10 protein-coding genes are annotated in these 13,592 nt (G+C 70.5%); 1 reads left to right on the forward strand and 9 read right to left on the reverse strand.

The features are described 5' to 3' along the window. Positions 1–42: 42 nt before the first annotated feature. From ACFQ6X_RS05625 to ACFQ6X_RS05660, 8 genes are all read right to left on the reverse strand, one after another. Entirely contained in the window at positions 43–1,065 is a 1,023-nt protein-coding gene (locus tag ACFQ6X_RS05625; protein ID WP_383176371.1) for a Gfo/Idh/MocA family protein, read from the reverse strand. After that, a complete protein-coding gene (locus ACFQ6X_RS05630) occupies positions 1,062–2,189 on the reverse strand; it encodes a DegT/DnrJ/EryC1/StrS family aminotransferase (RefSeq protein ID WP_383176374.1) in 1,128 nt (375 codons plus the stop codon). The genes ACFQ6X_RS05625 and ACFQ6X_RS05630 overlap by 4 nt, the downstream gene beginning before the upstream one ends. Then, on the reverse strand, positions 2,186–4,015 hold the full coding sequence (locus ACFQ6X_RS05635; RefSeq protein ID WP_383176377.1) for a stealth family protein: 1,830 nt from the start codon (positions 4,013–4,015) through the stop codon (positions 2,186–2,188). Before ACFQ6X_RS05635 ends, ACFQ6X_RS05630 begins: the two co-directional genes overlap by 4 nt. A 310-nt stretch (positions 4,016–4,325) precedes the next feature. Continuing rightward, the gene (locus ACFQ6X_RS05640; protein ID WP_383176380.1) at positions 4,326–6,455 is read right to left on the reverse strand and encodes a 3-hydroxyacyl-CoA dehydrogenase NAD-binding domain-containing protein; all 2,130 of its coding nucleotides are present in this window, start codon (positions 6,453–6,455) and stop codon (positions 4,326–4,328) included. Beyond that, entirely contained in the window at positions 6,452–7,672 is a 1,221-nt protein-coding gene (locus tag ACFQ6X_RS05645; protein WP_351180318.1) for an acetyl-CoA C-acyltransferase, read from the reverse strand. Before ACFQ6X_RS05645 ends, ACFQ6X_RS05640 begins: the two co-directional genes overlap by 4 nt. 363 nt (positions 7,673–8,035) lie before the next feature. Continuing rightward, positions 8,036–9,316 carry an HRDC domain-containing protein gene (locus ACFQ6X_RS05650; RefSeq protein ID WP_383176383.1) on the reverse strand — a complete coding sequence of 427 codons (1,281 nt, stop codon included), beginning with the start codon at positions 9,314–9,316 and terminating at the stop codon, positions 8,036–8,038. Between the two features lie 113 nt (positions 9,317–9,429). Then, the gene (locus tag ACFQ6X_RS05655) at positions 9,430–10,092 is read right to left on the reverse strand and encodes a response regulator transcription factor (RefSeq protein WP_033300087.1); all 663 of its coding nucleotides are present in this window, start codon (positions 10,090–10,092) and stop codon (positions 9,430–9,432) included. A gap of 219 nt (positions 10,093–10,311) precedes the next feature. Then, complete coding sequence (locus tag ACFQ6X_RS05660) at positions 10,312–10,971, reverse strand: DUF3000 domain-containing protein (RefSeq protein ID WP_383176387.1); 660 nt, start codon at positions 10,969–10,971, stop codon at positions 10,312–10,314. 89 nt (positions 10,972–11,060) lie between these two features. On the opposite strand from ACFQ6X_RS05660, the gene hemE reads away from it, so the two are divergent. Next, positions 11,061–12,131 (forward strand): uroporphyrinogen decarboxylase, encoded by a 1,071-nt coding sequence (gene hemE, locus ACFQ6X_RS05665; protein WP_383176390.1) that lies wholly within the window; start codon positions 11,061–11,063, stop codon positions 12,129–12,131. Between the two features lie 52 nt (positions 12,132–12,183). On the opposite strand, the gene ACFQ6X_RS05670 is transcribed toward hemE, so the two are convergent. Next, positions 12,184–13,566: an FAD-dependent oxidoreductase gene (locus ACFQ6X_RS05670; protein WP_383176393.1), complete on the reverse strand. Its 1,383-nt coding sequence runs from the start codon at positions 13,564–13,566 to the stop codon at positions 12,184–12,186. Between the last annotated feature and the right edge of the window lie 26 nt (positions 13,567–13,592).

Consider the following 13,592-nt stretch of genomic DNA (forward strand, 5'->3'; position numbering starts at 1 on the left):
GCATCCCCGGGTGGCCCGCTCCGGGCCACCCGGGTGATCCGGTCAGACGGAAGTCACCGGCAGACCGGGCCCCACGGGGACCCCGGTCCGCTTCGCGGCGGCTTCGAGAACGGCTTCGGCCACGGCCACGGTGCCGGTGGCCTGTTCGAGCGTGACGATGTCGGCCTCCTTGCCCAGCACGGCGTCACGGAAGGTCTCGTGCTCGACCAGCAGTGGTTCGCGCTTGACGATCGCGAACCGCGTGACGTCGCCCTCGGACACACCGCGGAACTGGCGCAGGCCCTCCCACTCGGTGGGCTGCGAGCCGTTGGCGTAGAACCACAGGTCCGCGGTGAGGGTGTCCGCCACGAAGCAGCCGTGCTCACCGGTCACGATGGTGACGCGCTCCTTCAGCGGGGACAGCCAGTTGACCAGATGGCTGGTGACGGCTCCGGAGGCCAGGTGCCCCACGAACGCCACGAGGTCCTCATGGACCCGGCCGCTGCGCGACACCGTCGCCGAGGCGACCGACTCGTAGTGGCTGTTGGTGAGCCACGCGGTCAGGTCGATGTCGTGGGTGGCCAGGTCGTAGACCACCCCGACGTCCGCGATCCGCGCCGGGAAAGGACCCTGACGCCGCGTCACCACCTGGTAGACCTCGCCCAGTTCGCCCAGGTCGAGGCGGGCGCGCAGCTCGCGGAGGGCGGGGTTGTACCGCTCGATGTGCCCGACACCGGCCACCAGGCCGGCTTCGGCGAAGGCGCGGGTGATGATCCCGGCCGACCGCACCGACGGAGCGATCGGCTTCTCGATCAGGGCGTGCACCCCGTGGGCCGCCAGCTCCAGCGCGACCTCTTCGTGCAGGGCGGTGGGGCAGGCGACGACCGCGTAGTCGATGCCCTCGGCCAGCAGCTGCTCGACATTGCGGAACACCGCTACGGACCCGGGCGCGCCGTCCTCGGCTGCGACGGGGTCGGCGACCCCCACCAACTCGACGCCTTCGAGACCGTGCAGCACCCGGGCATGGTTGCGGCCCATCGACCCGAGGCCGATCAGCCCGGCCCGCAGAGACTTCTCCCGGCTCATGCGCCCTCCTCCACGACCTCGTTGACGGTGACCGTCAGACGGTCCAGCTCCTGCGGAGTGAGCATCGGGTGCACGGGTATGGAGAGCGCCTGCGCTGCGGCCAGCTCCGTCTCGGCCAGGTCCCCGCCGACGTAGCCGAGGGCCTTCTCGCCGCTCTGGAACGGCTTGAGCCGGTGGACCGGGGTGGGGTAGTAGACGGCGTTGCCGATGCCCCGCTCCTGCAGCTCCCGCGAGACCGTGTCCCGGTCCTTGCCGGACGCGGAGTCCACCCGGATCGTGTACTGGTGGTAGACGTGGCGCGCGCCTTCGGCGACCGGCGGGGTGACGACGCCCCTCAGGCCCGCGTCGAGCACCGCGGCGTTGGCGCGGCGGCGTTCCGTCCAGGCGTCGAGGCTGCGCAGCTGGACCCGGCCGACCGCTGCCGACACATCGGTCATCCGGACGTTGAAGCCCACGATCTCGTTGGCGTAGCGCTGTTCCATGCCCTGGTTGCGCAGCAGCCGCAGCGTGCGTGCGAGAGCGGCGTCACCCGTGGTGATCATGCCGCCCTCGAGGCTGTGCATGTTCTTGGTCGGGTAGAAACTGAAGCAGGCAGCAGCACCGAAGGCACCCACCGGTGTGCCGTCCAGGGCGGCGGCATGGGCCTGGGCCGCATCCTCGACGACGGCGAGTCCGTGCCGCTCGGCCACCGCCATGAGCTCGGCCATGGCGGCCGGGTGCCCGTACAGGTGCACCGGCATGATCGCCGCGGTGCGCGGAGTGACGGCGGCCTCGGCGGCGCGCGGGGAGAGACAGAAGCTGTCGCGCTCGATGTCGGCGAACACCGGGGTCGCGCCCACGAGCCGGACCGCGTTGGCGGTGGCGGCGAAGGTGAAGGACGGGACGATCACTTCGTCACCGGGGCCGACCCCGAGCGCCATCAGCGAGAGGTGCAGGGCGCTGGTGCCCGAGTTGACGGCGACACAGTGCCGGCCGTCGACGAACTTCGAGAACTCCTCCTCGAAGCCGGCGACCTCACGCCCCTGAACGACCATGCCGCTGCGCAGCACACGTACCGCGGCCTCGATCTCGTCCTCTCCGATCACCGGGGCTGCGGCGCGTATCACCTGGGGGTCACTAGTCATTGGTTCCACTTCACAGAGTTCGGGATGTCGAAAGCAGGCTCCGGCCGGGTGGCGTCCACCAGGTGGGAGGAGCGCTGCGGGTTGTCCGGCCCGGGCCGTTCGTAGGGGCTGGGCACGGGAAAGTAGGTCTCCAGGAACGTCCTGAGCATCGCGGTGCGGGCTTCCGCCGTATCCGGGTCGTCCACCGTGTCGTTGATGCAGAACGTGTGGTAATCGCGCTGGGCGAGAAGCCGGTTGAGATGCCTGCCGGTGTTGGGGGCGGCGAGGTCCAGGTAGGTGTAGCGGATCCTGCCCGGGACCGAACGGCTCGTCTGCTGCCCGTAGTAGTGGTGCAACGACGAGGTGATCGACAGGTCGGTCGGGCTGCGGAAGTGCGAGTGCTGCGTCTGCCGGTGCTCTGCCGGGTAGCGCTCCTCGATCTCCTGGAGGATGTCGCGGCGCAGCGAGTGCGGTACGTGCTTCATCTTCCTGGTGAGCACCCGGTCGAACGTCCCCGCGATGACGACGCGGTTGTTCTTCGCGGCGATCTCCGAGGGCGGGTCCTCGGCGGAGGGCGGGGTCATCGGGACGAGCGCGTTGGAGGGGAAGTACTTCGAGAGCCCGTTGGCGTGGAAGAACTCCTCGGGGGTCACGCTGCGGCCGAGGAAGACGTCGTCGTTGAAGTACAGGAAATGGTCCGAGAGCCCCGGGATGTGGTGCAGCTGGCTCTCGATGGCGTGGGAGTTGAACGTGGGCAGGGCCGCGTCGTCGGTGAAGATCTCGCTGTGGGGGACCACCTTGAGCCGCGGGTGGGCGGTGTGGAGCCAGGCCGGCACCTGCCCGTCCGTGACCAGGTAGATGGTGCGCAGCCACGGTGCGAACTGGTGCAGGGAGCGCAGCGAGTAGCGCAGCTCGTCACGGCTGGTGAAGCGAGCGGCGCTCACCGCCTGCTCGTGGTAGTCGGTCCGGCCGAGCGCGGTGGCCCGGCGGCGGATCCACTCGGGATCCGCGCCGTCGACCCATGTGTAGACCGCATCGACGGGGAAGTTGACCTCGTCAGGAAGGGACAGGGTGAATTCGGACCGTGTCTCGACCTGCGGCGGTGTGTCCACCAGGCCGCTGACGGGACCGGTGAAATGGCTGACCGGCACGCGGACCGGGTTCTCGGCGGCGACCACGGCGGTCGCGGTGAGATTGGGCACCGGGGCGAGGAGCAGTCCGTTGTCCTCGGTCCAGTACTCGATGACACACGCGTGATTGGGCCCGAGCGTCCAGCGCCCCATGGGATCGGTGAGGAGCCACCAGATCCGCAGAATCGATTCCTCTGAGGCCTGGGACCAGGAGGCGCGCTGATCGGCGTGCAGTGGCTTGCCGCCGGCCGCGCCACCCGCCAGGAGCGCACCCGCCGCGAGCGCGCTCACCCGCAGCGCCCTTTCGGCGCGTTGCCGTTCGCCCGTCGGGATCGCCACCGCGGTCATGGTGACGGAATTGCCGCGTACGCAGAAATAGGGGATGCCGTGACGCTCCAGCACGTCGGTCACACGCAGGAGGTTGGTGGCACGGGCGACGGACGGTGTCAGACCTTCCGTCACCTCGGCGGCGCGTACCCCTCGCGCGTACCAGACGAGCTTCATGCCCGGCCGGCGGGCGTCGCGGCGCAGCCGCTTGTTCAGCCGAACGCTCACCTGCTTGCGCAGGGTGCGCCACGTGGTGCCGAGCCCGGACAGGCCGTGCTGGAGGATCAGCCGGTTGCGGGCGGGCAGGAGCCGTACCAGGAATTTTCTCAGGGAGTGCGGCAGCATGCGCCGGTAAAGGCGCAGCAATGTAGACGCTTCCGGGTTGCCCATTGCTTGTCTACTCCGTGTTCCCCCGCTCGGCCTCACGGCGAGCAACCAGCACGCATCACAGCAACAGTTCGCCGATCTCGGCAGGCGGAACGCGGAGGTGGGGATCCGCCGAAAGGTGCAGCCGAGTGAAGCAAACGTGTCGCAGAGGTGAAGAATAACAAGAATTTAAGGTTGAGTCTGCAATTAAATGGTTCCGATTTGGCTACATGACCGACCTTTTCGTGCATGCGAAAGCGGGCCGTACGGTGATCCGTACGGCCCGCTGCCCGCTGTTCATGCGGATTCGGTGCAGATGCTGTGCGGTGCTGCCTCAGGCAGGAACGCTCGCCACACCCTGCGCCAGGAACTTCTTGCCCGTGACCCGCTCGGAGACGCCCTCGCGGTCCAGGTACGGCGTGATGCCGCCCAGGTGGAAGGGCCAGCCCGCGCCGGTGATCAGGCAGAGGTCGATGTCCTGGGCCTCGGCGACGACGCCCTCGTCCAGCATCAGGCCGATCTCCTGCGCCACCGCGTCCAGGACGCGGTCGCGGACCTGCTCCTCGGACAGGACGGTGTCGCCCTGCTTGAGGAGGGCGGCGACCTCGGGGTCCAGCTCCGGCTTGCCGGAGTCGTAGACGTAGAAGCCGCGCTTGCCGGCCTTGACCACCGCGGCCAGGTTCTCGGAGACGGTGAAGCGCTCCGGGAAGGCGCGGTTCAGGGTCTCGGAGACGTGCAGACCGATCGCCGGGCCGACCAGCTCCAGGAGCACCAGCGGGGACATCGGCAGACCGAGGGGCTCGATGGCCTTCTCCGCGGTCTCGACCGAGGTGCCCTCGTCGATGATGTTCTGGATCTCGCCCATGAAGCGGGTGAGGATGCGGTTGACGACGAACGCCGGGGCGTCCTTCACCAGGACCGCGGTCTTCTTCAGCTTGCGGGCGACGCCGAAGGCCGTGGCCAGCGAGGCGTCGTCGGTCTGCTCGCCGCGGACGATCTCCAGGAGCGGGAGGATCGCGACCGGGTTGAAGAAGTGGAAGCCGACGACCCGCTCGGGGTTCTTCAGCTTCGACGCCATCTCGGTGACCGAGAGGGACGAGGTGTTGGTGGCGAGGATCGCGTGCGCCGGGGCGACCGCCTCGACCTCCGCGAACACCTGCTGCTTGACGCCGATCTCCTCGAAGACGGCCTCGATGATGAAGTCGGCGTCGGAGAAGCCCTCGGCCTTGTCCAGCACACCGGAGACCAGGCCCTTGAGGCGGTTGGCCTTGTCCTGGTTGATGCGGCCCTTGCCGAGCAGCTTCTCGATCTCGGCGTGGACGTAGCCCACACCCTTGTCGACGCGTGCCTGGTCGATGTCGGTCAGGACGACCGGCACCTCGAGGCGGCGCAGGAAGAGCAGAGCGAGCTGCGAGGCCATCAGGCCCGCGCCCACCACGCCGACCTTGGTGACCGGACGGGCCAGGGCCTTGTCCGGGGCACCGGCCGGGCGCTTGGCGCGCTTCTGGACCAGGTTGAAGGAGTAGATCCCGGAGCGCAGCTCGCCGCCCATGATCAGGTCCGCGAGGGCCTGGTCCTCGGCGTCGAAGCCGGCGCTCAGGTCGCCGTCCTTGGCCGCGGCGATGATGTCCAGCGCGCGGTACGCGGCCGGGGCCGCGCCGTGCACCTTGGAGTCGGCGATGGCCCGGCCGCGGGCGACGGCCTGGTCCCAGGCGTCCCCGCGGTCGATCTCCGGGCGCTCCACCGCGAGCGAGCCGTTCAGCACGGACGCGGTCCAGATCAGCGACTGCTCGAGGAAGTCCGCGCCCTCGAAGAGTGCGTCGGCGATCCCGAGCTCGAAGACCTGCTTGCCCTTGAGCTGGCGGTTCTGGTTCAGCGAGTTCTCGATGATCACCGAGACCGCGCGGTCGGCGCCGATCAGGTTGGGAAGCAGCGCGCAGCCGCCCCAGCCGGGGACCAGGCCGAGGAAGACCTCGGGCAGCGAGAAGGCGGGCAGCGCCTTGGAGACGGTGCGGTACGAGCAGTGCAGACCGACCTCGACACCGCCGCCCATGGCCGCGCCGTTGTAGTACGCGAACGTCGGGACCGCGAGGCCGGACAGCCGGCGGAAGACGTCGTGGCCGCCCTTGCCGATGGCCAGCGCGTCCTTGTGCTCCTTGAGCAGCTCGACACCCTTGAGGTCGGCGCCGACCGCGAAGATGAACGGCTTGCCGGTGATGCCGATACCGGTGATCGTGCCCTCGGCGGCCTCCTTCTCGACCTGGTCGATGGCGGCGTCCAGGTTCGCCAGCGACTGCGGTCCGAAGGTGGTCGGCTTGGTGTGGTCCAGGCCGTTGTCCAGCGTGATGAGGGCGAAGTTGCCCGCACCGGCCGGAAGTTCCAGGTGGCGTACGTGCGCCTGCGTGACGACCTCGCCGGGGAACAGCTCGGCCGCACCCTTCAGAAGCTCAGTGGTGGAGCTCACTTGTTGCCTCCGTTGAAGTTCGGGTTCTCCCAGACGACCGTCGCGCCCATGCCGAAGCCGACGCACATGGTCGTCAGGCCGTAGCGGACCTCCGGCTGCTCCTCGAACTGGCGGGCCAGCTGAGTCATCAGGCGGACGCCGGAGGAGGCCAGCGGGTGGCCGTAGGCGATCGCGCCGCCGTACTGGTTGACGCGCGCGTCGTCGTCGGCGATGCCGTAGTGCTCAAGGAAGGCCAGCACCTGCACGGCGAAGGCCTCGTTGATCTCGAAGAGACCGATGTCGGAGATCGAGAGGCCCGCCTTGGAAAGGGCCTTCTCGGTCGCCGGGATCGGGCCGTAGCCCATGACCTCCGGCTCGACGCCCGCGAAGGCGTACGACACGAGGCGCATCTTGACCGGGAGACCCAGCTCACGGGCGACGTCCTCGGCCGCGAGCAGCGAGGCGGTGGCGCCGTCGTTCAGACCCGCGGCGTTACCGGCCGTCACGCGGCCGTGGGCGCGGAACGGGGTCTTCAGACCGGCCAGGGACTCCATCGTGGTGCCCGGACGCATCGGCTCGTCGGCGGTGACCAGGCCCCAGCCCGTCTCCCCGGCCTCCGCGTTGGTGCGGCGCACGGAGACCGGCACCAGGTCCTGCTGGATCTTGCCGTTGGCGTACGCCTTCGCGGCCTTCTCCTGCGAACGCACCGCGTACTCGTCGGCGCGCTGCTTGGTGATCGTGGGGTACCTGTCGTGCAGGTTCTCCGCGGTCATGCCCATGAACAGGGCGGACTCGTCGACCAGCTTCTCCGACACGAAGCGCGGGTTCGGGTCCACGCCCTCGCCCATCGGGTGGCGGCCCATGTGCTCGACACCACCGGCGACGACGACGTCGTACGCGCCGAACGCGATGGAGCCGGCCGTCGCGGTGACGGCGGTCAGGGCGCCCGCACACATGCGGTCGATCGAGTAACCGGGAACCGACTGCGGCAGACCGGCCAGGATTCCGGCGGTGCGGCCGAGGGTGAGGCCCTGGTCGCCGATCTGGGTGGTCGCGGCGATGGCGACCTCGTCGATCTTGGCGGGGTCCAGGTCCGGGTTGCGGCGCAGCAGCTCCCGGATGGCCTTCACGACGAGATCGTCGGCGCGGGTCTCGTGGTAGATGCCCTTCGGGCCCGCTTTGCCGAACGGGGTGCGGACGCCGTCGACGAAGACGACGTCCCGGATGGTACGAGGCACGGTGGCTCTCCTCCAGGGTGCGGGATGGCACTGCTGCGGGGCACGCTCAGGAGCGCGCCGCCACCCTCATGCTACTTGCGGGTAACCAGACTGCCCACCCCCCACGGCCGGAGCGGCGAAGGTCACATGCCGGAAGTCCGCGAACCGCGGTGGGCGGACGGGCGCGAGGGGAGCTGTACGGCCGCGATCCGGGCCGGGAACGTGGCGTGAATTCGCTCCTCGCCCCGTGCGGTCCGGCGGCCTCCGCGGGGTGCGCGGCCACCGAAGCACCCGTAGTGCCAGAGGTCCCCGAAGCCGGCGTGGCCAAACAGAACACCCCCGGCCCGGAGGCCAGGGGTGTTCAGGAGTGCAAGGGGTGAGCGGTCAGGCGCTCGCGCCGGCGCCCAGGGCGCGCAGCAGCAGCGGGCCGACCTGCTCGATCTGCCAGTGCCTCGCGCCGTACCCGGCGAGGGCGCTCTCGACGGCGTCCGGGGTCAGGTTCCTGGGCGGCTCCCAGCAGACCCTGCGCACGGTGTCCGGGGTGATCAGGTTCTCCTGGGGCATGTGCAGCCGCTCGGCGAGCTCCGACACCGCGGTGCGGGCCGCGGACAGCCGGGCCGCGGCGGCCGGGTCCTTGTCCGCCCAGGAACGGGGCGGCGGCGGGCCCGCGGGCTGCTGGCCGGGCTGCGGGAGCTCCGAGTCGGGCAGTTCCTTGGCCCGGTCGACGGCCGCCTGCCACTGCTCCAGTTGACGGCGGCCCATGCGGTGGCCGAAGCCGGGCAGCGCGGTCAGGGCCTGCACATTGACCGGCATGGCGAGGGCCGCCTCGACGATCGCCGCGTCACCGAGCACCTTGCCGGGGGAGATGTCACGGCGCTGCGCGACCTGGTCGCGGGCCGTCCACAGCTCCCGTACGACCGCGATCTGACGGCGCCGGCGCACCTTGTGCATGCCTGAGGTGCGGCGCCACGGGTCCTTGCGCGGGGGTGCGGGCGGCGCCGAGGCGATCGCGTCGAACTCCTCCCGCGCCCACTCCAGCTTGCCCTGCCGGTCCAGCTCCTCCTCCAGGGCGTCGCGCAGGTCGACCAGCAGCTCGACATCGAGCGCGGCGTAGCGCAGCCACGGGTCGGGCAGCGGGCGGGTGGACCAGTCGACCGCGGAGTGGCCCTTCTCCAGGGCGTAGCCGAGCACGTTCTCGACTATGGCGCCGAGGCCGACGCGCGGGAATCCCGCCAGCCGTCCGGCGAGCTCGGTGTCGAAGAGCGAGGTGGGAACCATGCCTATGTCACGCAGACAGGGCAGGTCCTGGGTGGCGGCGTGCAGGATCCACTCGGTGTCGGTGAGGACCTCGCCGAGGCCCGACAGGTCCGGGCAGCCGACCGGGTCGATCAGCGCGCTTCCCGCACCCTCGCGGCGCAGCTGCACGAGGTAGGCGCGCTGCCCGTAGCGATAGCCGGACGCACGCTCGGCGTCGACGGCGACGGGGCCGGTGCCCGCGGCGAAGGCCGCGATGACCTCGGCCAGCGCGTCGTCGGTCGCCACCACCGGGGGAATGCCCTCGCGCGGCTCGAGCAAGGGGATCGGCGCCGGGGCGACGTCGTCCGGGGGGGCGCCCCCGGTGGTTCGCAGTGAGGTGTCTGCTGCGGTCTCTTGGGCGTCGGTCACATGCCAAGGGTATCTGTGTATGTACAGCGCCCGCCGACGGAACCTTCCGCCGACGGGCGATGATGCACGTAAACCGGCCTGGTACGCATCTGCGCACGCACCGCGGACCGGGGTCAGTGGATGATGCCCGTCCGCAGGGCGACGGCGACCATTCCCGCTCGGTCTCCGGTGCCGAGCTTGCGGGCGATGCGGGCGAGGTGGCTCTTGACGGTGAGGGCGGAGAGGCCCATGGAGACGCCGATGGCCTTGTTGGACTGGCCTTCGGCGACCAGGCGGAGTACCTCCACCTCACGGCCGGACAGTTCGCGGTAGCCGCCCGGGTGGCTCGGGGAACCGGGAGGCCGACGGTGCATACGGGCGGCATTGGCGCCGATCGGGGCGACGCCGGGGCGGGTGGGGTGACCGATGTTGGTGCGGGTACCGGTGACGACGTAGCCCTTCACGCCGCCCGCGAGGGCGTTGCGAACGGCGCCGATGTCATCGGCGGCGGAGAGGGCGAGGCCGTTCGGCCAGCCGGCGGCTCGGGTCTCGGACAGCAGGGTCAGCCCGGAACCGTCGGGCAGGTGGACGTCGGCAACGCAGATGTCGCGGGGGTTGCCGACGCGGGGGCGGGCCTCCGCGATGGACGACGCCTCGATGACGTCACGTACTCCGAGTGCCCACAGATGGCGGGTGACGGTGGAACGGACGCGCGGGTCGGCCACGACGACCATGGCCGTCGGCTTGTTCGGGCGGTAGGCGACCAGGCTTGCGGGCTGCTCGAGGAGAACGGACACCAGGCCTCCTGGGGAGTGGCGGGACGGGCCGGCTCGGGGATGAAGCCGGGGCGAACCGTGCTTGAAGGGTCATTGACCTCTTCGGCAGCAGACCCGTCCTCCTTTAGAGGAAGATCACGATTTGATGAGTAACAATTCGGGCAAATAGGACGCGCGATCGATTGTACGAAAAGAGAGCCGGTCTCTGAGCGACCGGCTCTCCCTGGGGCGACGCGGTGTTTACGACACCTGTGGGCCGCGCCGCTGAGGCAGGGTCACCACCCCCGCGTCGGACGTTCCCGACGGTGGCAGGCCGGCGATCTGGCAGAGCAGATCGCCCCACGCGACCAGGTGCGCAGCCACGTCGGGCACCCCGCCGCGCCCCTCGCGCGGCGTCCAGGAGGCCCGGATCTCGATCTGGGTCGCCGGACGGCGCTCGGCCAGCGCGCCGAAGTAGTGCGATCCCGCACGGGTCACCGTGCCGCCCGCTTCGCCGTACGACAGGCCGCGCGCGTCCAGCGCACCCGTCAGCCAGGACCAGCACACCTCGGGCAGCAGCGGATCGGCCGCCATCTCAGGTTCCAGTTCCGCCCGTACGAGCGTCACCAGGCGGAAGGTGCCCTGCCAGGCGTCGTGCCCGGACGGATCGTGCAGCAGCACGAGGCGGCCGTCGGCCAGATCGTCCTCTCCGTCGACGACCGCGGCCTCCAGGGCGTACGCGTGCGGGGCGAGCCGCTGGGGCGGTCGTGTCGGCTCGACCTCGAGTTCGGGTCGAAGACGCGCGGAGCGGAGCGCATCGACAGCCGACCGGAACGCGGGTGGGACGGAATCACCCTCCGCACTCTTCTTGGTGTCAGCGCCATCGGAATGATCGGAGAATTGTCCCTGAGCCGGAGCCATGCGGGGAAGAGTAGGCGGAACCGGAGCCTCGCGCAGGGAGGGACACCCGGCCGGGGCAGCTCCATACCGCTTCATGCGAAGATTCTGGTGTGAGTGCCAACGACGGCCCCTCGGGCCCGCAGACGACATCCGCCACCCATGAGTCGGCGTTCCTCAAGGCGTGCCGGCGCGAGCCCGTACCGCACACGCCGGTCTGGTTCATGCGCCAGGCGGGGCGTTCGCTGCCCGAGTACCTGAAGGTCCGCGAGGGCATCGCGATGCTCGACTCCTGCATGATGCCGGAGCTGGTCACGGAGATCACGCTCCAGCCCGTGCGCCGTCACAAGGTCGACGCCGCCATCTACTTCAGCGACATCGTCGTCCCCCTCAAGGCCATCGGGATCGATCTCGACATCAAGCCCGGCATCGGCCCGGTGATCGCCGAGCCGATCCGGACCCGCGCCGATCTTGCCCGGCTGCGCGACCTCACGCCCGAGGACGTCTCGTACGTCACCGAGGCCATCGGCATGCTCACGGCCGAACTGGGTGCCACTCCGCTCATCGGTTTCGCCGGTGCGCCGTTCACTCTCGCGAGCTACCTCGTCGAGGGCGGTCCGTCGCGGAACCACGAGCGCACCAAGGCCATGATGTACGGCGACCCGGAGCTCTGGGCCGATCTGCTCGACCGGCTCGCGGAGATCACCGGGGCGTTCCTGAAGGTCCAGATCGAGGCGGGCGCCTCGGCGGTCCAGCTCTTCGACTCCTGGGTCGGCGCGCTCGCCCCCGCCGACTACCGCCGCTCCGTCATGCCGGCCTCCGCGAAGGTGTTCGACGCCGTCGCCGGATACGGCGTCCCCCGCATCCACTTCGGTGTCGGCACCGGTGAACTGCTCGGCCTCATGGGTGAGGCGGGCGCGGACGTCGTGGGCGTCGACTGGCGCGTGCCGATGGACGAGGGCGCGCGGCGGGTCGGCCCCGGCAAGGCACTGCAGGGCAACCTCGACCCGGCGGTGCTGTTCGCGCCGACGGCGACGGTGGAGGCGAAGACCCGTGAGGTGCTCGACGCCGCCGCCGGCCTCGAGGGCCACGTCTTCAACCTGGGCCACGGAGTCATGCCGACGACCGACCCGGACGCGCTGACGCGGCTCGTGGCGTACGTGCACGAGCAGACGGCGCGCTGACTCGGGCGCGGTGCTGCCCCGGGTCCCGGACCCGGGGCCGTCCGTCCGCGGTTCAGGCCGTGCCCGCCTCCCGCACCGCGGTCACCGCCTTGCGGGCCGCCACCAGCACAGGGTCCCAGACCGGTGAGAACGGCGGGGCGTAGCCGAGGTCGAGCGCCGTCATGGCCTCCACCGTCATACCGGCGGTCAGCGCCACCGCCGCGACGTCCACACGCTTGGCAGCCCCGTCGCGGCCCACGATCTGAACTCCCAGGAGCCGGCCGGTGCGGTACTCCGCCAGCATCTTCACCGTCATCGGCTGCGCTCCCGGGTAGTAGCCCGCCCGGCCCGTCGACTCGATCGTCGCCGTGACGTAGCGCAGCCCGACCGCGCGCGCGTCCTTCTCGCGCAGCCCGGTCCGGGCGATCTCCAGGTCGCAGACCTTGCTCACCGCCGTACCGACGACACCGGGGAACGTGCCGTAGCCGCCGCCCACGTTGGAACCGATGATCTGGCCGTGCTTGTTCGCATGGGTGCCCAGGGCGATGTGCCGGGTGCGGCCGGCCACCAGATCGAGCACCTCGACGCAGTCGCCGCCCGCCCAGATGTTGTCGTGGCCCACGACCCGCATGGACAGATCCGTCAGCAGCCCCCCGTGCGGACCGAGCGGCAGACCGACGGCGCGGGCCAGAGTGGTCTCCGGCTGGACGCCGATGCCGAGCACCACCACGTCGGCGGGATAGGTGCCGTCCTCCGTCGCGACCCCCGTGACACGGCCGTCCTCGCCGGTGAGGATCCGGGTGACGGCGGCGCCGTTGACGGTCGTGATGCCCAGGCCGTCCATCGCGTCGTGGACGAGGCGGCCCATGTCCGGGTCGAGCGTCGCCATGGGCTGTGCGCCGCGGTTGAGCACCGTCACCTCGAAGCCGCGCTTCAGCATCGCCTCGGCCATCTCGACGCCGATGTACCCCGCGCCGACCACGACGGCCCGGCGCCCGGGGGCACGGTCCAGCGAGTCCAGGAGAGCCTGTCCGTCGTCGAGCGTCTGCACCCCGTGCACGCCGGGGGCGTCCATGCCCGGAAGCCCGGGGCGGACGGGCCGGGCTCCGGTCGCGATCACCAGCTTGTCGAAGCCGGTCCAGTACGTCTCGCCGCTCTCGCGGTCCAGGGCCCGCACCCGTTGGCCGGCGACGTCGATCTCCGTCACCTCGGTGCGGGTGCGCAGATCGATCGAGCGGGCCCGGTGCTCCTCGGGCGTACGGGCGACGAGGTCGTCGCGCTTGCCGACGTCGCCGCCGACCCAGTACGGGATGCCGCACGCGGAGTACGAGGTGAAGTGGCCCCGCTCGAAGGCGACGATGCCCAGTTCGTCCGGACCCTTGAGCCTGCGGGCCTGCGACGCGGCGGACATGCCCGCCGCGTCGCCCCCGATGACCACAAGTCGCTCCGCTGCCATGCCGGGTCCCTTCGCCGTGGTGTCAG

It is taken from the genome of Streptomyces sp. NPDC056452 (genome assembly GCF_042796085.1).
GTDB lineage: Bacteria > Actinomycetota > Actinomycetes > Streptomycetales > Streptomycetaceae > Streptomyces.

Excerpts from the sequence above, each read along its gene's own strand:
- ACFQ6X_RS05625 (WP_383176371.1), bottom strand. The coding sequence starts at position 1,065 with ATGAGCCGGGAGAAGTCTCTGCGGGCCGGGCTGATCGGCCTCGGGTCG.
- ACFQ6X_RS05630 (WP_383176374.1), bottom strand. The coding sequence starts at position 2,189 with ATGACTAGTGACCCCCAGGTGATACGCGCCGCAGCCCCGGTGATCGGA.
- ACFQ6X_RS05635 (WP_383176377.1), bottom strand. The coding sequence starts at position 4,015 with ATGGGCAACCCGGAAGCGTCTACATTGCTGCGCCTTTACCGGCGCATG.
- ACFQ6X_RS05660 (WP_383176387.1), bottom strand. The coding sequence starts at position 10,971 with ATGGCTCCGGCTCAGGGACAATTCTCCGATCATTCCGATGGCGCTGAC.
- ACFQ6X_RS05670 (WP_383176393.1), bottom strand. The coding sequence starts at position 13,566 with ATGGCAGCGGAGCGACTTGTGGTCATCGGGGGCGACGCGGCGGGCATG.